The organism is Bacillus sp. CECT 9360 (assembly GCF_918741275.1).
In the GTDB taxonomy this organism is placed as follows: domain Bacteria; phylum Bacillota; class Bacilli; order Bacillales; family DSM-1321; genus Peribacillus.
In genome coordinates this window covers 79,226-98,530 of sequence record NZ_CAKKNA010000001.1, presented here as the reverse complement: position 1 = coordinate 98,530, position 19,305 = coordinate 79,226, and the positions used below count along the sequence as shown (strand labels likewise).

16 protein-coding genes are annotated in these 19,305 nt (G+C 40.9%); 4 read left to right on the top strand and 12 right to left on the bottom strand.

Annotated features, from left to right (window positions below):
- Positions 1–87 precede the first annotated feature (87 nt).
- Positions 88–1,500 (top strand): amino acid permease, encoded by a 1,413-nt coding sequence (locus tag LQ216_RS00435; RefSeq protein ID WP_230126160.1) that lies wholly within the window; start codon positions 88–90, stop codon positions 1,498–1,500.
- An 88-nt stretch (positions 1,501–1,588) separates the two neighbouring features.
- Here LQ216_RS00435 and LQ216_RS00430 read toward each other — a convergent pair whose 3' ends face one another.
- The 10 genes from LQ216_RS00430 to LQ216_RS00385 all read right to left on the bottom strand — a co-directional run bounded on the left by LQ216_RS00430 (position 1,589) and on the right by LQ216_RS00385 (position 13,406).
- The gene (locus tag LQ216_RS00430) at positions 1,589–3,097 is read right to left on the bottom strand and encodes an aminotransferase class V-fold PLP-dependent enzyme (protein ID WP_230126159.1); all 1,509 of its coding nucleotides are present in this window, start codon (positions 3,095–3,097) and stop codon (positions 1,589–1,591) included.
- A 225-nt stretch (positions 3,098–3,322) separates the two neighbouring features.
- Positions 3,323–4,222, bottom strand: a complete 900-nt coding sequence (locus LQ216_RS00425) for a DMT family transporter (protein WP_230126429.1) — start codon at positions 4,220–4,222, stop codon at positions 3,323–3,325.
- A gap of 80 nt (positions 4,223–4,302) precedes the next feature.
- A complete protein-coding gene (locus LQ216_RS00420; RefSeq protein ID WP_230126158.1) occupies positions 4,303–5,250 on the bottom strand; it encodes an RNA methyltransferase in 948 nt (315 codons plus the stop codon).
- A gap of 259 nt (positions 5,251–5,509) precedes the next feature.
- Positions 5,510–6,445, bottom strand: coding sequence for an AEC family transporter (locus LQ216_RS00415; RefSeq protein ID WP_230126157.1), 936 nt, complete (start codon positions 6,443–6,445; stop codon positions 5,510–5,512).
- Positions 6,446–6,562: 117 nt separating this feature from the next.
- Complete coding sequence (locus tag LQ216_RS00410; protein ID WP_230126156.1) at positions 6,563–7,741, bottom strand: iron-containing alcohol dehydrogenase; 1,179 nt, start codon at positions 7,739–7,741, stop codon at positions 6,563–6,565.
- Between the two features lie 100 nt (positions 7,742–7,841).
- Positions 7,842–9,047, bottom strand: a complete 1,206-nt coding sequence (locus tag LQ216_RS00405; protein WP_230126155.1) for a hydroxyacid-oxoacid transhydrogenase — start codon at positions 9,045–9,047, stop codon at positions 7,842–7,844.
- A gap of 20 nt (positions 9,048–9,067) precedes the next feature.
- Positions 9,068–10,510: an aldehyde dehydrogenase family protein gene (locus LQ216_RS00400; protein WP_230126154.1), complete on the bottom strand. Its 1,443-nt coding sequence runs from the start codon at positions 10,508–10,510 to the stop codon at positions 9,068–9,070.
- A 99-nt stretch (positions 10,511–10,609) separates the two neighbouring features.
- Positions 10,610–11,638: a TRAP transporter substrate-binding protein gene (locus tag LQ216_RS00395; RefSeq protein WP_230126153.1), complete on the bottom strand. Its 1,029-nt coding sequence runs from the start codon at positions 11,636–11,638 to the stop codon at positions 10,610–10,612.
- Positions 11,639–11,691: 53 nt separating this feature from the next.
- Complete coding sequence (locus LQ216_RS00390; protein ID WP_230126152.1) at positions 11,692–12,006, bottom strand: NIPSNAP family protein; 315 nt, start codon at positions 12,004–12,006, stop codon at positions 11,692–11,694.
- A gap of 62 nt (positions 12,007–12,068) precedes the next feature.
- Positions 12,069–13,406, bottom strand: coding sequence for an MFS transporter (locus LQ216_RS00385; RefSeq protein ID WP_230126151.1), 1,338 nt, complete (start codon positions 13,404–13,406; stop codon positions 12,069–12,071).
- 473 nt (positions 13,407–13,879) lie between these two features.
- On the opposite strand from LQ216_RS00385, the gene LQ216_RS00380 reads away from it, so the two are divergent.
- Genes LQ216_RS00380 through LQ216_RS00370 form a run of 3 tightly spaced genes read left to right on the top strand, consistent with a single transcriptional unit; the run spans position 13,880 to position 17,327 of the window.
- A complete protein-coding gene (locus LQ216_RS00380; protein WP_230126150.1) occupies positions 13,880–14,587 on the top strand; it encodes a FadR/GntR family transcriptional regulator in 708 nt (235 codons plus the stop codon).
- Positions 14,588–14,611: 24 nt separating this feature from the next.
- Complete coding sequence (locus tag LQ216_RS00375) at positions 14,612–16,021, top strand: FAD-linked oxidase C-terminal domain-containing protein (RefSeq protein ID WP_230126149.1); 1,410 nt, start codon at positions 14,612–14,614, stop codon at positions 16,019–16,021.
- Between the two features lies 1 nt (position 16,022).
- Positions 16,023–17,327, top strand: coding sequence for a (Fe-S)-binding protein (locus tag LQ216_RS00370; RefSeq protein WP_230126148.1), 1,305 nt, complete (start codon positions 16,023–16,025; stop codon positions 17,325–17,327).
- A gap of 164 nt (positions 17,328–17,491) precedes the next feature.
- On the opposite strand, the gene LQ216_RS00365 is transcribed toward LQ216_RS00370, so the two are convergent.
- Both LQ216_RS00365 and LQ216_RS00360 read right to left on the bottom strand, forming a co-directional pair.
- On the bottom strand, positions 17,492–18,253 hold the full coding sequence (locus LQ216_RS00365; RefSeq protein ID WP_230126147.1) for a glucose 1-dehydrogenase: 762 nt from the start codon (positions 18,251–18,253) through the stop codon (positions 17,492–17,494).
- 17 nt (positions 18,254–18,270) lie between these two features.
- Positions 18,271–19,293 carry an alcohol dehydrogenase catalytic domain-containing protein gene (locus LQ216_RS00360; protein WP_230126146.1) on the bottom strand — a complete coding sequence of 341 codons (1,023 nt, stop codon included), beginning with the start codon at positions 19,291–19,293 and terminating at the stop codon, positions 18,271–18,273.
- Positions 19,294–19,305 lie beyond the last annotated feature (12 nt).

Below are 19,305 nucleotides of genomic sequence, written 5' to 3'. Positions count from 1 at the left end.
TGTATATGTATTCACTTAATCGTGATAAATGGTTACTTAATTGTTTGATAAATCAAAGAAAAAGACACCTAGAGAGGAAATCACATCATGAATAACAACAAAAAACTTGGCCTGTGGATTTTGACGGCCTTGGTAGTCGGGAATATGGTCGGGACCGGCATTTTTATGCTGCCTGCTTCTTTAAGTGAAGTTGCCAGCCCTGCCGGCGTGATTTCAGCATGGCTTGTTACCGGCTTTGGGGTGCTGATGATCGCACTCGTATTTGGGAACCTGGCTTTAAGAAAGCCAAAGCTTACAGGCGGACCGCAAATTTACGCGAAGGAGTTATTTAAGCCTGGCAGCAACGCTTCCACTTTAACAGGGTTTATGACTTCATGGGGGTATTGGCTTGGGAATTTGACAGGTAATGTCGCGCTCATTACGACTTTTGCCGGTTACTTGTCGACCTTCTTCCCTGTTTTATTAAACCAGGCTGAACTGTTTGCAATCGGCAGTTTTACGTTAAAAGTCGGAAATGCATTGACATTTGTCGTCTGTACAATCCTGCTATGGGGAACACATTTTATTATCTTGAAAGGCCATGACACGGCCGGTAAGCTGAATTTCTTGGCGACGGCGGCGAAGGTAATCGGGTTTTTCTTATTTATCCTGGTCGGATTGTTTGCCTTTCAAAAAGCGAACATGCTTCCATTTGTTGCCCCACGATTCGATGACGCTGGACAAGCTATCGGTTTGCTAGGGCAAATCAATAGTGCAGCCGTGACGACGCTGTGGGCGTTTATCGGTGTCGAATCCGCCGTAGTGTTTGCCTCCCGGGCCAAAAAGCAAGTCGACGTGAAACGCGCGACCATGCTGGGATTACTGATCGCACTGGCCATCTATATAGGAATCAGCACGCTCGTCATGGGGATGCTGAGCCAAGAAGTTCTTGCGGCGTCTGACAAGCCGCTCATTGATGCGATTTCAACGGTGCTGGGTCCGATTGGCGGGAAGATGCTTGCGGCCGTTGGCTTAATCAGTTTGTTCGGTTCCACGATCGGCTGGGTTATGTTGAGTGCGGAAGTTCCCTATCAGGCGGCGAAGCAAGGATTATTCTTGCCAGCCTTCGCGAAAGTAAATGAAAAAGGCATCCCTGTCTTTTCCATGGTAGTTACCAACATCCTTGGCCAGCTATTTATTTTTTCTACCATTTCAAGCACAATCTCTGCGGCCTTTAATTTTACGATTGTGATTGCAACGCTTGCCTACCTTGTCCCTTATTTGATCTCATCGGTCTTCCAGCTAAAACTGGTCCTTACAGGTGAGACATATACGAATCGGAGAAGCAGCATTTTTGATGGAGTCATTGCTGTTTTTTCAACGGTCTATTCGATCTGGGTGATTTACGCGGGGACAGCGGATTTGAAAACATTTACGCTGGGGATGGCATTGCTGGCGAGTGGAATATTGTTTTTCAGGTGGGTAAAGCCTAAACAAAAACAATTCGAATCATCTAAGTAATTTGCTTACTGTCTAATTGCATTTAAACCCCTCTAAGTCCATTCTTTCTGATCTTAGAGGGGTTTTTGAAGAAACCTGAATACAAAAACTAAGGAATCCGCAACCGAAACATTTCCCCTGTTACATCCCGTTCCTTATGGATGTAGAAATAATCATTGGTTCTTGGATCGTATCGGTAATCTTTTTCCCAATCTTTCATATTCTCGATGATGAGTTTGACTGACCTCACAAACCCGTAAACTTCTTCATTGGTCATCGTTGGATGGATCGAAATCCGGACCCAGCCAGGTTTTGCAGACATATCCCCTTTATCAATCTTGTCTGTAATCGACTTGGATGACTGCTTACTAATATTCAATAAATAATGCCCATATGTTCCAGCACAGGAACACCCGCCCCTTACCTGATATCCGAATCGGTCATTTAAAAGCTTGACGAGTAAGTTATAGTGGATGTTTTCGACGAAAAAAGAAATGATCCCAAGGCGTTCTGTTTTATTTCCTTCCAACACATGTAGTCCTCGAATATTCATTAGACCTGGGAGCAACAGTTCCATCAGTTCTTTTTCTCGATTCAACATTTTTTCGGTTTTCATTTGTTCCTTCAGTTTTATGCAAAGTGCTGCCTTAATCGTTTGAAGGATTCCCGGTGTTCCGCCATCTTCCCGCAATTCGATGTCTGAAAAATATTGATGTTTTTCCCATGGATTGGTCCAAGTAACTGTTCCTCCTCCAGGGTGATCGGGCACTTTACTTTTATAAAGCCTTGAATCGAATATTAATACACCGCTGCTTCCGGGTCCGCCGAGAAACTTATGCGGAGAGAAAAAGAGGCCATCCAGTTTTTCCTTATGATTAGCAGGATGCATGTCAATATCAATATAAGGTGCTGAAGCTGCAAAATCGATAAAACAAATGCCGTTATGTTCATGCATGAGTGCGGCCAATCGATGGTATGGTGTTTGGACACCTGTCACATTAGAACAGGCTGTAAATGACCCAATTTTCATCTTCCTACTGCTAAAGCGTTTTAACAATTTCTCCAAATGTTCCATATCCACATTGCCATCGGCAGCAGACTGCACAATTTCAACGTCCCCAATCGTCTCAAGCCAAGAAGTATGGTTCGAATGATGCTCCATATGCGTTACGAATATGATTGGCCTTTCCTCAAAAGGTATATGGATTTGATCGCCAAATTTCCCCGGGATCTTTAAGCCAAGGATTCTCTGCAGTTTATTTATCACATCAGTCGTACCGGAACCGCTTGAAATAATTACATCATGATCATCCGCATTGACATGTTTCTTAATAATGCTCTGAGCCTCTTTATAGGCGAGAGTCATGATAGAACTCGTGGAATTAGATTCAGTATGTGTATTAGCCATATAAGGCCCGAAGATTTCGCTAATGTGGAACTCAATTGGCCGATAAAGTCTCCCGCTCGCCGTCCAATCGGCGTAAACAATATTTCTCTTTCCAAACGGGGTGGTTATTTGATAACCGTTTCCAATAATATGTTTTCGGAATCGTTCGAAATAAGTCTCAAGTTCTCCAAAAAATTCCCCTCGATTATCACCGATCCTTACTGTTATCATCCCATCTCACCCTCGGATAATGCATTCAATAGTTTACTATATGAAAGGGAAACCTTATGTGTCTTCTATTTCCTTGTTTTGATTTAAGCGGGTAATTTGGTGATTTGCGTGAACTGGCGGCCATTTAAGCGATAATCCAATTGATTTAAGCGAAAGTAAGTAACAATACGGCCTCCCAAAATAAAAAATCCAGCCCATTTATAGACTGAATTTTCCCTTCAATATTTAGGTGGAAAGACTGGAACTCTTTGACCTTCTTAAATGATTATAAGCTCCTGAGCCGATGAGAACACCTATAATAATCAATAATAAGCCGATTAAATGCGTTGAATAAATTCTTTCGTTAAGAAACAGGGCGGCGCCAATCACAGCAAAGAATGGAGATAAATTCATGAAAACAGCTGATTCGGCAGCACCGATTTTTCCAATCGCATAATTATAACCCATATGGCCTACAGCCGTAGCGATGATCGCCGAAGCAAAAAAGATTACATAATCATAAACGGAGCCATCGGTTATTCCTGAGAATCCACCCGGTTCAACGATTGGACTAAGGATAAAGAGGAACATAGACCCGATTACAAGCATATACCCCGTCATCAAGCGCGGGTCCATTGTCTTCGATACTTTCTTAATCAAAATAAAGCTAAGAGCTTGTGAAATTATAGATAAGAAGACATCAATATCACCGGGGTTAATTCCGTTAGCTTCGGTATTTCCCGACATAACGGTGACGATGATCCCGGCAAAGCCAAGTATGAACCCTAATCCTTTAAAGAGGGTGAAGCGGCTGCCGAGCAGTATGATGGATAAGATGGCCGTAAGCAAGGGTCCCGTCCCGATAATGATCCCACCATGCACAGCCGTCGTGTCTTTAAGGCCTACCGATAAATAATAATGATGGGCTGTAACATTCAATAAAGCCCCAAGGATAATGGCTGGAATTTCTTTTTTCGAGGGCAACCGGAGCTGCTTTAAAAAATAAAGAATTACAAAAACGGAAATGCCCGCTGTAAGAATTCTAAGTGCCGTGATGGAAACAGGCATGAACTGGTCCACAAGGATCTTTGTTGCAGACACGTTGAATCCCCATGCCACCATGATGACCACTAAAAGTATATACATTTTTGCCAAACCATCAACTTCTTTCTGGATGTCTATAATGTCTTAATGCTGAGCGTTTATTCCATATTAATCTAGCTTTGCTACTCACATACAATAATTTGCCTGGAAAATGAGCCTTTATTGGCGACGCAGCGATCTGCAATTTCAAACCCCGCTTCTTTGATCATTTCGTCCATCGTTTCTATCGTGATAACGACCACTTTGCCAGCAAACCTTCGAGCGTGTTGAAGAATGGAGAGCTGGTCTTCCGGTGAGGCATGGGTATATAAATTATAGGGCATATCGATAATTGCCACGTCATATTTTTCAGAAACCTCTGATATGGGTCCCGTTGTTACCTCGCCTACATGCCCGAAGTAGGCAATATTCTCCCTGGATCCGTCTGTGACAAGAGGGTTTATATCGCGTCCGACGATGTCAATTCCCATCGAAAGCGCCTCTACCAATACCGTGCCAATCCCGCAGCAAGGGTCAATCGCTTTGACTCCTTCCGGTTTCGGGACAGCGATATTCGCCACAGCCCTGGCTACACGTGTGCTGAGTGCAGTGGAATATTCGCGGGGTTTTTTAAGATGATGAAGCCAGATTGCTTCGCTTTTGAGATATTTCCCGAAATACCATTTCCCGCCAAGAGGAACTATGCCGAATATATGGTCAGGCTCGTGCATATCGGCTTCGCCCTGGATGGGCCAGCCAATTTCCCGCTCGATTGCACGTTGCTCCCAGTATTCTACTTTTTCTTGCAAATCGTTTATTTTCACGAAAATGACTTTGAATGTTGATTCATCCAATTGGATATGCTTGACTTGCTCGACAATCTCCTGCACGCTATCCCCTTCATGCATCACTTCAATCCGCTCCTTAATGAACGGACTCCTGCTGGGATCAATTCTGGTGGAGCTTTTGATAATATTGAACGGTGACTCGATTCCAAAAAATGAACGCATTTCCATGCGGCATAAAGAGAGTTCCTCTGGACTGCATGCATATGTGTATATGAACTCCGGTGTACGGCTGTGATTATTCAATTCATTTCATCCTTTACCTTCATCAAATTATCCTTTATAACAAACCATATCCTTAAAGGTTTGAAAATGCAATTCACTGGATTTGTATTATTTCATAATGAAAGTGATAGATTGTTAGAATTGTTTAAGCGAGGGTTTCTTTTCGTTACATGGGATTTGATAGTTAGAGGGCTATTTACAAGTTTTTTTAAAGTTGCTAATGATAAAAGACTCGATAGTGAAACCGAGTCTAACGTTCCATTATTACCAAACTACTATTTTATAAAAATAAACCGGCTGTGTAAACAATAATCGGAACTGTTATTATTGAAAAAATAGTTGACAAAACTGTGGTAACTACCGCTTTTTCTTCATCTTGGGCATATCGTGCAAACAAGACAGTTGCCAGCGTAAACGTTGGCATCGATACCTGAATTACAGTAATTAGTTTAACGTCAATGATGACAGGTATAGTTTTTAAAATAGCTATGATTATTAATGGAAAAATTACTAGTTTTATTAATAATGAAATACTTACAAAACCAATTGGTATTTTCCTTTTTTCTTTCAAAAATGAATTTATTAAAAAACCTATATAGAGCATCGCCAATGGGGCTGCTAAACTCGATAATGTGGCAGTTAGTTTTCTCAACACAATTGGCGGCTCATATCCAAATATCGCTATTAATATCCCAACAATAACTGCAATAAACGGTATATTGATGAATGCTTTTAAATTTCCTAATGAAAACTGCTCATTTTTTTGCAGAAGCATCAGAACAACTGTAAATACAATAACATCAAGTCCGGCATCATATATGGCCGCTAATAAACCACCTGTTGGGCCAAAAAGTGCGGCACAAACCGGAATGCCAATAAAACCGGTATTACCTATTCCTGCCAGGATGGAAATATATCTTGCTTTTATCGTGCGATATCCAAAAACTATTGCACTTAACCATCCCAATCCGACCCCCAAAATATTGAAGCAAATGGAAAGCAGAAATATAATCAGCATTTTTGAAAGTAATACTTCACTAATATTAGTATTGAAAATTCCATTTAATATAATAGAAGGCACAGCAACGTTGATGATAATGATGACTAACAATTGTTTTGCCTGATCGGTTATTATGTAATTTCGAGCTATTATTATACCAATCAAAATAATGATTGCCATAATACTAATAGATGACAAAACAATTTTAATCTCCAATACATCGTTCCCCCATGCTTCAAAAGCAATATCTGTGCTAATAGGTCTCTAAGCTAGAAATAGATGTTATCTTACATTTTTGCTTTTTTGAAATGATTGCTGCTTATCATTTTAGAACTAGAACTCTTCTAAACTCCCTTGATACGCTTTTTCAATTATCAGTTGAATATCAGCTGCCTTTGTCAGCCTGGGATTTACGAGAACATTTCCACTTCTCATAGAATCCTCGACTAGTTTAGGAAAGAACTCTTCCGAAACTCCCAAGTCTTTTATATTGAGAGGGATTTTCATCGTTTGATTCATTTCGATGACAGCATTTATTGCTTCCTCTGCAGCTTGCTTTACAGATAATCCGGTAACATCCTTACCTAAAGCGATCGCTATATCCTTGAACTCTTCAACGCAGGCCGGCAGATTGAATTTCATAACAAATGGCAGCAAAGTCGCGTTCGCAATTCCATGAGGAATATTGAGGACTCCTCCAAAGGTATGAGATATAGCGTGGACATTTCCCAACCGGGATTGAGCAAATGCAATTCCTGCAATCATGGAAGCTACTAGCATTTTTTCCCGGCTTTCGATATCCGTTCCCACAAAATAGGTTTTCGTCAAATTTTCGCCAATCATTTTAATGGCATGGATAGCTAAGGCTTGGCTAACGGGATTGGCCGTCTTTGATGTATAAGATTCAATAGCGTGTGTTAATGCATCCATTCCTGTTGCTGCTGTAAGTCCCTGAGGTAAATTCAGAATAAGAGCTGGATCGAGTATTGCCAGGCTAGGATATAGATAAGGACTAATCACCGCTAATTTAAATAATGTTTCTTTATTGGTAATGACTGTTGAAGCCGTAACTTCACTCCCAGTCCCAGCAGTAGTTGGGATCGCTATGATTTTAAGGGGAGTAGTTTTAATCTTTCCTACCCCTTCATAATCAAAGATATGTCCGGGATTAGTAGCCATGATAGCTATGCCCTTAGCTGTGTCAATACTGCTGCCGCCGCCAACTGCCAGTACTGCATCACTTTGATGTTGCCTTAGGTATTCTAGGCCTTTTTCAATCGTATCATCCGAAGGGTTCGGTTCTACCTCATCATAAATTTCGTATTCCAGGTGCACCCTTAATAGAGATTGTTCTATTCCTTCTAAAAGCTTGCTTTCTCGTATTCCTTTATCTGTTACGATAAGCACTCTTGTTGCGCCTAGATCTTTTACCATTTCTCCCGTTCTTTCAGATACTCCATTCCCGCATTCTACATGTGTAGGCATAAAATACTTATAATGCAATAAAGACATTTTATTAACATCCTTCCTAACGAACATTCTCGATTTCAGAATCCAACTTCATTATTTATCTATCAATCTCATACTAGGAAATCAATACATCTCACTTTTGTTAAAAAGCCTTCCGCAGTAATTCTTCAAGTCCTTGTTGGTTAGGTACTCTTGGATTGTTTCTAACCAATCGATCAATCTTCATGGTCTTGTCAGCAATCTCCGGAATATTCTCTTCTTTAATTCCAATCTCTGAAAGACGAGTAGGCAAGCCAATTTCCTCAAGCAATTTCAACACCGCTGTTGAAGCAGCTAATGCTGTATCTTTCTTTGATAACCCTTCCGACTTCACATCAAATGCCTCAGAAATTTTCACCATTTTATCCGTTTCTACAGCTGCGTTGAACTCCATTACATACGGAAGTAAAAGACCTGTCACTTCCCCATGTGGTGATTTAATAAGGCCTCCAATTGGATATGCTAGCGCATGAGCAGCAGCTGTACCGGCATTTGAAAAAGCCATCCCGGCAAGCAGGCTGCCCATCATCATATTCGATCGCGCCTCAAGATTACTTCCTTGTTGAACTGCAACCACTAGGTTTTTAGCAATCAATTCAATTGCCCTGAATGCAAGTGTATCGCTTATAGGGATGGAGCCTTGGAATAAAAGATTGCCCTCTGTCTGGATGTATGTGGAAGGTTTTGCAGTATAAGCCTCTATCGCATGGGATAAGGCATCAATTCCAGAACAGGCTGTCACGTATGCAGGAAGGCCTAATGTTAATTCTGGATCAAGAAGAGCAACAGTTGGTCGAAGGTAATTATCCGAGATTCCCACTTTTAGATTGTTTTTAACATCTGTCAATACGGCGACCGATGTAACTTCAGATCCAGTTCCCGCTGTTGTGGGAATGGCAACCAAGGGTGCAATAGGCCCGGGCACTTGATTTTCCCCGCCATAATAATCAAGAGGATGTCCTCCATGAGCTACCAATAAGGCGACAATTTTTGCCATATCGATGCTGCTTCCCCCGCCAAGCCCGATGACTGCATCCGTATCCATTTGGGATTTCGCAAATTCATAGCATTCCATCGCAGAATCTACCGGTGGTTCGGGTACCACCTTATCGTAAAGAATCGTTTGGTAGCCGGATTGTTTCAACAAATTCAAAACTCTGTCAACAATGCCTGCCTGCTTGATTCCAGGATCGGTAATGAGTAATATGTTTTTCGCGTTTAACCTTGCAAGAACGGAATCGAGCTGTTGAATTGCCCCGTTTCCAAATACGATTCTTTCCGTAGAAAAAAAATCCCATGTTGTTCTCATTTGTACCTCACCTCCGCAATTTAAAGATTGATGACAACAAGTTTCTCATCGGTCATTTCTTGAATAGCATAGTGCGGGCCCTCTTTTCCAAATCCACTATCCTTCACGCCTCCATACGGCATTACATCCGCACGATAAGTAGAAACATCATTAATGATCACACCGCCAAAATGAAGCTCCTTTGTGGCACGCATCGCCAAATTGAGATCGGACGTAAATAGTCCGACTTGCAAACCAAAAGCCGAATCATTCGCTTGCTCGAAAGCTTTTTCTATAGCATCAAAAGGAATGATGCTAATGACTGGAGCAAAAACCTCCTGACAGACTACTTTCATCACCGCCGTTACGTTTACTAAAATGGTCGGTTCCAGAATAGCCCCATGTCTTTTCCCTCCTGTCACTACTTTGGCTCCTTGTTTAACAGCTTCCTGAATCCATCCTTCTGCTCTTTTCGCTTCCTTTTCAGAGATCATCGGTCCGATGTCTGTGGCTGCATCTTCAGGATTGCCAACCTTCAACGACCCTGCAACCTTTATTGCCTTCTCTACAAATGAATCATAGATTTCGTGGTGGACGTAAATACGTTGTACTGAAATGCACGCTTGCCCGGCATTTGTATATCCGCGAGTCACACATAATTCGACCGCCTTATCTAAATCCGGCACATCCTTGTGAATGATATTGGGCGAGTTATTCCCAAGCTCCAAAGTCACCTTGCGTATTCCTGTTTGACTCTTTATATGGCGCCCAACGCTTGGGCTTCCCGTAAACGTATACATCGCTACCCGTTCATCTTCCAATAAATATTGACCCGTTTCTTGGCCTATTCCGTTAATCACATTTAGAAACCCCGCTGGCAATCCGGCCTCCAAAAAGATTTCCGCGATCTTGCAAGCAATCAACGGTGTTGCTTCAGCCGGCTTCAGCACGATTGTGTTTCCTGCCGCTATCGCTGGTGCTACCTTATGAAGAGTAAGATTGAACGGGAAATTGAATGGTGTAATTGCACCAATAACTCCGAGGGGAACCCGAATGGTAAAAGCCATTTTATTTTCATTACCAGGTTGACCTAAAGGAATACCTGTACCTGCAATCCGTTTAGCTTCTTCAGCGGAAGCAATTAAAGTTTGTATTCCTCTGTCGATTTCTCCCCTTGCATCCTTTAACACTTTGCCTACTTCTTGTACAAGTATCATAGCTAACTGTTCTTTTCTTTTTTTTACAATTTCAGCGGCATGCATTAAGATTTCATAGCGTTGATTAGGATCCAGACTTTTTGTCTGAAAAGTTTCCAACGCATTCGTTACCGCCTCTGTTACTACCTCTCTCGAAGCTCTTCCAATCTGGGCAATTTCTTCGCTGTTATATTTGTTTAAAACTGGGATTGTATGTTGGTCAGTGATCCATTGTCCATTAATAAAATGTCCGTACTCTATTCTTTTTTTATCTGTCATGGTACTCATTGCCAGTTCCTCCTCATTGTGAGCAAACAATTAATATGGATGGATCTTCATTCGGTTCTAATAAAATAATATTATTTAAATACACAAGAGAAGCGTATGTTATTTCGACTGTGACTTAATCTGTTCAACAATTTCTTCTGCCCAAGAGTATTTCTTATAAAACTCTTTATAAACTCCCTCGGTTGCCTGAATCATTTCTGAGTTAAATCCTTCATCCGGCACTGTGATCTTTAACCCGTTTTCTTTAAGGAATTTTTTATCTTCTTCTTCACCCTGTTCAGTTAGCTCCCACTCCCGTTTTACTGTTTCTTGTACAGCCTCTTCCACAACTTTTTGCTGTTCAGGGGTTAAACTATTCCAGAATTTTTCATTAGCAACATAATTGTTTGGTAAAAATAGATGGCGCGTTTCTAAAACATGAGTTTGTACTTCGTACCAAGCATTAGAACGCAATGTTGAATAAGGATTGTCCTGTCCATCTATTACTTTCTGTTCAAGGGCTGGAAAAATCTCTGGTATAGGCATCGGAGAAACAGTCGTTCCCAGAGCTTGACCTGTAGCAATCATTTGAGGCACATTAGGCATTCTTAATTTTAGTCCCTTGAAATCTTCCATTTTTTTCACAGGTCTGTTGCTTGATACTACACGGAAACCATTAATTCCGTATCCAAGATGCTTTAAACCTGTTTTAGTTTCAAATTCAGTTTTGATGTCTCCTCCAATCGGGCTGTCGAGTACACCTTTGGCATGATCATAATCTTTAAACAAGAAAGGTAAAGAGAACAGGCCGACTTTTGGTACATCCGGTTCCATGATTTGACTGAGAACTGCCATTTCAATCGTTCCATTTCGGGTCCCATCATACATAAACTCTTCGCCCCCAATGGTGCTGTTTGGAAATAGATCTACTTTTACCGAGCCATTTGAATTTTCCTCAACCATCGGCTTGAACTTTTCTTTTATTGCTTTATTGACTGGATGGTCTTCCGCATAAAAATTGGCTATTTTAATAGTAATCGTTTTTCCATTTTTTCCTCCACTGCCAGACGAACTTGCATCTTTATTGCTTGCGCTGCATCCTGTAAGGAATATAAAAGCGAATAGTACTAAAAATATAGATTTCTTCACAAAAAACGCCCCCTTAAACATAATAGAATTACAAGCTTGATAGAGCTTTCACTTCACCTAATAGGTGAGAAATTAGTTGCATGTAAAATCTTAGATTCCTGTTTTTCAAGTAACGGAAGCGCAATTGAAATGAAGTTTTCCAGCCAATCTTGGTCATTATATAAGGCTCTTCGTCTTTCAGCCCGCGTATCTAAACTTTCATATTCCCATACGTGTATGACCTGGTTTAGCTCTCCAATTTCGGTATACCAATAGCCGACCAGTTTGGCATATTTTGTAATAAGCGGTAGCCCAATTTCTTCGAACAGCTTCAAGTATTCCTGGGTTTTTCCAACTTTGATAGAATAGGTCCTCATCTCGTATATCATACTTATTGGGCCTCCCTTATTAATTATTACCCGAGCTTCTCTTCCCAGAAATGCGTGTACCCCTATTTCACACTGATATCACTAGGCCTGTCTGTTGACAGAGGCGGACGCGTTATCAGATCCTTCCGCATTGTAAATAGCAGGATGCTAGGCACCAAAAGAGAAATACTCAAGAAGTACAATGCAATATTTACATTTCCGGTAGCCTCTTGAATCATGCCGATTCCATACGGTCCGACAAAACCGCTCAGATTCCCAATCGAGTTAATAACCGCAATTCCTACAGCTGCTGCTGAAGTACTTAGGAATTGGGTCGCTAAAGACCAAAATGGACCGTAGAAACTGTACATGCCTGCCACTGCTATCGCCATCATTGCAATTGATGCAACAGGATTTGAAGTCATTCCCGAAGCAAACATTCCTAAACATCCAACCACTAATGGAATCGCGGCATGAAGCCGCCTTTCACCTAATCGGTCAGAACGTCGAGACCAGATGTTCATTGCAATCGCACCGGCTATATAAGGAATCATCGTCATTAATCCAACTTGAGTGTTCGATAATACATCTGAAAATGACTGGATTATTTGCGGCAGCCAGAACGCGATTCCATATATACCGATATTAAAAGTAAAGTATATGAGAGCCAGAAACCATACTCTCGGATTGCTCAGTGTTTGCTTAATTCCGTATTGTTTACCATCCTTCTCTGCCTTGGCTTCTTTTTCTCTTTCCAATTCCCGGGTTAACCAATCTTTTTCTTCGCTTGTAAGCCACTTGGCTTGTTGCGGGCGGTCTGTTAAATAGAAAAACGTTATAACACCTAAAATAACAGCGGGTAACCCTTCCAAGATGAACATCCAACGCCAACCGTCCATTCCCATCCAACTGATATTGTCCATAACCCAAGTAGAAAATGGTGCTCCGATAATAAAGGAAATGGCGATTGCTGTCATAAACATTGCGATTGTTTTTGCCCGCTCTTTAACCCTAAACCAATACGTAAGATACAATATGATGCCTGGGAAAAATCCTGCTTCTAATGCTCCTAATAGAAATCGTAGAAAGTAAAGATGTACAGCGCTTTCAACAAATCCAGTCAAGATCACGACTATTCCCCAGGTTACAAGAATTCGCGCAATCCATTTTCTTGCCCCGAATCGTTCTAAAAGCACATTACTCGGTACTTCAAAAAGAAAATAACCAATGAAGAAAATTCCGGAAGCAAGCCCGAACATTTGGCTGGTTAATCCAAGCGCATCGTTCATATCCAGTGCGGCGTAACCTAAATTCGCTCTGTCTAAAAATGCAATAATATATAACAAGATGATAAAAGGTACAATTCTCCTGGTAACTTTTTTTATCGTTTTTTTCTCCAATGATGCATAAGCATTGCTCATTTCATTTCCCCCTAAGTTTTAATAATGAAAGCAAATAGAACAGTGAAAAGTAAACTAACGATCATGTTAAACAAATAGCTAATTTATTTAATACCAGAACCTAATAAAATGATTACTTAGGAATGTTTATTTTAAAAATGAAAGGGTTTTCATTTTTAAGAATCTAAATTCCTATGACACTTTGTTTAAGTCCTATTTGAATCCATCATTTAATTTATTCTTAGAGGAAGTATATTTTTTTGTATTACAAATTTGTAATACAAATTTGAAAGAAAATATTGTTAATTGGGCTGTTTTTGTTTATTATAAAGGTAAATCAACGTGTTGTAAATTAATTTTTTTGAAAATTTTGTTTATTTGTAGTAAATTTGTTATATAAATTTTGTTTTTGTTAGACAAATTTATAATTATGGAAAAGTTCTTCTTTCAAATCAATTCATTAACCTAGAAATATAGTGAAAGGAAAGATATACATGACTAAAAAAGAAAAAGCTTCTCAATTCATATCTCGCGAATTACTGCATCAAATTGAAACGGGAAAATACCCTCCAGGGTCGAAGCTGCCGACAGAAATGGAATTAACGGCGTACTACGGTGTAAGCAGGGTACCTGTTCGCGAGGCGTTAAGCATGCTAAGAGCTTCCGGTATCATCTCTTCTCGCCAAGGCGGAGGAAGCTACGTAGAAGAAGATACGAGTTCAAAATTATTACAGCGTACCAGGATTGAAACGGACGATGTGGAAAGTATTAAGTATTTATTTGAAATGAGAAAGATTTTGGAGCCAGAGGCGGCATATCTAGCAGCTTCTAGACGTACATCTGAACAACTTGAACAAATGAGGCACATTATGAAGCGAATGGAAAGTGAATCTATTGAAAAAGGCTCGAGTGCCATGGAAGCGGATTTGGATTTTCACCGTTCTATTATTATAGCAACACAGAATCCTATTCTGATTCAAACACTAGAAAGCTTATCATCACTATATGAAAGAACCTTGAATATCACCCTTCGTCCAAATATAGAGTTAAAACAGAAACGGGAAGCTGTATTCAAGGAGCATTATAATATCTTGTTGGCAATTGAAGCAGAAGAACCGGAACTGGCTAAAATCCAATGTCTTATTCATTTAAAGAATGCTGAAAAGAAGTTAAGCCTTTTCTTAAAAGGCTACACCATATAGGGTACAAAAAAGGGAGTGAGTCCAATGAAGGTGATAAAAGCGCATCATATTGAAGAAATCAAACAAATCGTAAAAATCGGAAGAGTGTTATCAGATGAAAATGATCGTTTCAGCTATTCATTTGATGCGTCATTCGGCACTTTTTTACCGGATGTGGTTATACAGACAAAAAGCGTTGACGAATTATCGGCACTTGTGAAACTTGCCAACCGGGAACAGATTCCGGTCTACCCTCGTGGGCAGTCTACTTCATTAAGCGGTGGTCCCCTTCCTGTAAAAGGTGGCATGGTATTCGATTTGTCTGTTATGGATGGTTTGCTTGAAATTCATGAAGAAGATTTAATTGCGGTTGTTTCTCCAGGTGTATTAACGGCTAACATCCATAAAGCAGCTGAACGTAAAGGCCTAATGTATCCCCCGGATCCAAGCAGTTCACATGTCTCTACGATTGGCGGTAATATGGCGGAAAATTCGGGAGGACCGCGAGGATTAAAATACGGAGTGACAAAGGATTATGTCATTGGTTTGGAGTTGATTACACCTGAGGGTGAAATTATAAAAACCGGTGGTAGTACAGTTAAAAATGTAACGGGTTACGATTTAACAAAACTTGTTGTCGGATCAGAAGGTACACTGGGCATTATTACAAAAGCAGTTTTGCGACTAATTCCTAAACCGCCCGCTTCTGAAACGATTATGGCGGTTTTTAATAGTTTAATTGACGCAGGCAGTGCGATTTCAAAGATATTGTCTTCAGGCATTATACCAGCCAAAATGGAACTAATGGATCAGTCCTCTATCATAGCCGTTGAAAATTACGAACCATTAGGACTGCCCGTAGATGCCGAAGCAATCATACTTATTGAACTGGATGGTCACCATTTAGCCTTGAAGGATGAAGTAAAGCAAGCAGCTGAACTATGCGATGCTGTCGGGGCTAGTGAAATTCGCATTCCCCGGAACGCTGCTGAGAGAGAGGAAATTTGGAAAGCCCGCAAACTGGTTTCTCCTGCAATAGCACGTATCAAACCAACCAAAATTTCGGAAGATGCTACTGTCCCAAGAAGCAAAATTCCGCAAATGTGCCTCAGATTACAAGAAATCCGTGACAAATATAATGTTCACCTTGTTGTATTTGGCCATGCAGGTGATGGCAACCTCCATCCGAATATCATTTGTGACAAAAATGACAAGGAAGAAATGATCCGAGTTGAACAGGCGGTTGCTGAAATCTTTACGGCAGCTATTGAACTTGGAGGCACACTCTCCGGTGAACATGGCATCGGAATCATGAAGGCGCCATTTATGGAAATGGAACTGGGAGCAATCGGCTTGGATATGATGAAGCGCATTAAAGAAGTTTGGGATCCGAATAACATTATGAATCCAGGTAAAATCTTTCCTGAACCGAGTCAAAAATTGGAGTTGACTTAACATGGAGCAATCCCTTGACCAATTAAAGAAAGAATTTCGATATGAAAAGACAAGCAGCTGCGTCCAATGCGGATACTGTCTCCCTGTGTGTCCAACATATATTACAATGGGAAAAGAAACCCACTCTCCACGTGGCCGGATTAACCTTGTGAAAATGGTTGGCGAAGGAAAAATCACCGATTTATCAGTACTAGAAGATCCAATCAATTTATGCCTTGGATGCCGTGCTTGCGAAACTGCCTGTCCAACCGGAGTGGAATACGGTTCTATTCTTGAAGCAGCTAAAGCAGCGCTAATCAGACGCAAGAAATTTCCCGTTCCTGTTCGTTTTCTTCGTAAAACAGTGTTCAAGAATGTATTCCCCAGTAAAACATTCATGAAATTGGCGGGCAATGCGTTTTGGCTCTATGAAAAAAGCGGACTTCAAAAAGCCGGGCGCGCGTCCGGTGCCTTGAAGAAACTACCTAATCATTTAGGGACATTTGAAGCAATCATACCAAAGCCAGTTTCACCGGCAAAACGCAAACAAGCCCCTGTCAGAATAAAAGCTAAAGGAGAAAAAAAGTATACAGTTGCCTTTTTTACCGGATGCATTATGGATGCGATGTTTCAACAGATCAATACTTTGTCTGTACAACTGCTTGCTGAAGCGGGATGTGACGTTTTTGTAGTACCTAAACAGACATGTTGCGGCGCCCTGCATTCACATTCCGGAGAATTGGATGAAGCTAAGCGTCTTGCTAAACAAAACATCGCTGCCTTTGAGCAGGAAGACATAGACTTTGTTGTTAATAATGCAGGCGGATGTGGCGCTATGCTCTATGAATATAGCCAACTGCTTGCGGATGATAATGATTGGGCAGCTAGAGCAGCTAACTTCTCCGCGAAGTCGAAAGATATCAGCCAGGTACTTGTCTCTTGTGGTGGTCTGCCTAATTTGCAGTCTCATCATAAAGAACGAGTTACGTATCAACCTTCATGCCATATGACCAATGTTCAAAAAGTGAATAATGAACCATTAGACCTTCTTAAAAGCGTGACAGGTATTCATTTTATAGAGATGGCACAAGCAAATATGTGCTGCGGGTCAGCAGGAATTTATAATATGATTAATTTTGATGCATCCATGGATATCCTCGATGAAAAGATGAAAGAAACAAAAGCGACAAAAGCATCTGTCATTATTACAACTAATCCTGGATGTTTGCTACAGATGAAACTTGGCATTGAACGCGAAAAGTTATCTGAATCAGTTCGCGCCCTTCATTTAATCGAATATTTAGCTGAAGCGGCAGGAATTGCGTAATTGATTAAATATCGAAACATTGATATAGGCAGCATTCTCCGCTCAGGAGAACCTGCCTTATTCTATTAGTAGATTTTCTGAAAAGAAAAATGCCTAATCAATCATTGGTTGCCCTCTTATTAAAACGGTACGGCATTATTCAGATTCCGGAATTCCAGAGAAAATCAACGACCTAACCAGCCCCCATCAACCGCTAATAAATGTCCATGAACGTAATTAGATGCGTCAGAAGCCAGGAACATGACTGCTCCTTTAAAATCTTCTGAGTTCCCCCATCTTCCTGCGGGAATTCGTTCGAGTATTTGTCTATTTCTTGTTTGATCATTTATAAGTGCAGTATTCATGTCTGTTGCGATATATCCAGGCACAATTGCGTTTACATTGATATTATGCTGTGCCCATTCATTAGACAGAGCTTTTGTTAGCTGTGCCACTCCCCCCTTTGCTGCAGCATAAGCTGGAACGGTGAGGCCGCCCTGGTAGGAAAGCAATGATGCCATGTTAATGATTTTCCCTTTGCCTTCAGAGATCATAAAACGGCCAGCCTGCTGGCATAAAAGCCAAACCGTTTTCAAATTTACATTTATGACTTCATCCCAATCCGATTCTTTAAAATCAACGGAAGGTGATCGATGCTGGATGCCTGCATTGTTAACTAAAATATCAATTTTCCCAAAATGAGAAATGACGTTAGGTATAACCTCTTTCACTTGTTCAGCATTTCCTAAATCGCAAGGAAGGATTATACATGATCGCCCAAGCCTCTCAATTTCTTTTTTCACATCGTTTTGTTCCGGTAAACGCTGAAGCAGCGCTATATCTGCACCTGCTTCAGCTAAGGCGATTGCCATAGACCGCCCTATTCCCCTAGTTGCACCTGTGATAGCCGCAACTTTTCCATCCAAACTAAACAAATTAATTCCCATGTACTCAACCCCCTCTCCTAATTAGGCTGTAAAATAATTTTCAAAGATAAATCTGGATTTTCCATTAATTCAAATCCTTCTTTAATTTTCTCAAGAGGCAGCTGATGCGAAATAATGAAAGAGACATCAATCATTCCACTACCCATAAGTTGAATCGCCTTTTCGAAGTCATTTCTGCTGTAACATCTTGTCGTTGTTAAGGAAGTTTCTCTAAAATGCATCGCTGCTAAATCGATGGTTGGCGGTTGTTTATATACACTGACTACAACAATTTGACCCTGGATCTTAGTCACCTCAACCATCTGTATAGCCGTAACAGCCGTTCCGGCAACTTCAAAGGTGATATCAGCACCTACACCGTTCGTCAGGGAATAGACTTCGTCAGCAATATTCACTTTTTTGGCATCCAGCACGGTAAGGCCAAGCTCCTTAGCTTTATTTAAACGATACGGGCTAATATCAGAAACTATAATTTGAGCGGCTCCTGCTTTTTTAGCCATTATCCCTACCAGCAACCCGATAGGGCCACCCCCTAGTATGACAACATTGTCGCCTATTTTTAAGTTAGAGCGGCGAACTGTATGGACAGCAACTGCCACTGGCTCTGTTAAAGCTGCATGTTGATCTGATAATTGATCAGGAATTCGATGAAGCCGGTTTAACGGAACGGCCGTGTATTCTGCAAATCCACCATGCATATCAATACCAATAAGCTTTAATGTTTTACATACGTGAAATTGTCCTGTGGCACAAGCTTCACACTTGCCGCAGCTGAGTGTTGGTTCTACTACTACTCTATCTCCAATCGTGAAAGAAGAACTGCCATTGATTTGTTCAATCACTCCGCTAAATTCATGACCCATTGCCAATGGTGCTTTTGCCCTTGGATGCTTTCCAAAATAGATCATCATGTCAGTGCCGCAAATTCCCGCAGCGGATACTTTAATTAGTGCCTCCCCAACCTGTAATATTGGTTTTTCTAAATCAGCGACCATTACACTCTTTTCAGAAACAAACAATCCAGCTTTCATAACCGGCATTTTCATTACCCT

What these genes read in the sequence shown, in the direction of transcription:
- LQ216_RS00435 (WP_230126160.1), top strand. Translation starts at nt 88, where the DNA reads ATGAATAACAACAAAAAACTTGGCCTGTGGATTTTGACGGCCTTGGTA.
- LQ216_RS00430 (WP_230126159.1), bottom strand. Translation starts at nt 3,097, where the DNA reads ATGATAACAGTAAGGATCGGTGATAATCGAGGGGAATTTTTTGGAGAA.
- LQ216_RS00425 (WP_230126429.1), bottom strand. Translation starts at nt 4,222, where the DNA reads ATGTATATACTTTTAGTGGTCATCATGGTGGCATGGGGATTCAACGTG.
- LQ216_RS00410 (WP_230126156.1), bottom strand. Translation starts at nt 7,741, where the DNA reads ATGTCTTTATTGCATTATAAGTATTTTATGCCTACACATGTAGAATGC.
- LQ216_RS00405 (WP_230126155.1), bottom strand. Translation starts at nt 9,047, where the DNA reads ATGAGAACAACATGGGATTTTTTTTCTACGGAAAGAATCGTATTTGGA.
- LQ216_RS00400 (WP_230126154.1), bottom strand. Translation starts at nt 10,510, where the DNA reads ATGAGTACCATGACAGATAAAAAAAGAATAGAGTACGGACATTTTATT.
- LQ216_RS00390 (WP_230126152.1), bottom strand. Translation starts at nt 12,006, where the DNA reads ATGATATACGAGATGAGGACCTATTCTATCAAAGTTGGAAAAACCCAG.
- LQ216_RS00385 (WP_230126151.1), bottom strand. Translation starts at nt 13,406, where the DNA reads ATGAGCAATGCTTATGCATCATTGGAGAAAAAAACGATAAAAAAAGTT.
- LQ216_RS00380 (WP_230126150.1), top strand. Translation starts at nt 13,880, where the DNA reads ATGACTAAAAAAGAAAAAGCTTCTCAATTCATATCTCGCGAATTACTG.
- LQ216_RS00375 (WP_230126149.1), top strand. Translation starts at nt 14,612, where the DNA reads ATGAAGGTGATAAAAGCGCATCATATTGAAGAAATCAAACAAATCGTA.
- LQ216_RS00370 (WP_230126148.1), top strand. Translation starts at nt 16,023, where the DNA reads ATGGAGCAATCCCTTGACCAATTAAAGAAAGAATTTCGATATGAAAAG.
- LQ216_RS00365 (WP_230126147.1), bottom strand. Translation starts at nt 18,253, where the DNA reads ATGGGAATTAATTTGTTTAGTTTGGATGGAAAAGTTGCGGCTATCACA.
- LQ216_RS00360 (WP_230126146.1), bottom strand. Translation starts at nt 19,293, where the DNA reads ATGCCGGTTATGAAAGCTGGATTGTTTGTTTCTGAAAAGAGTGTAATG.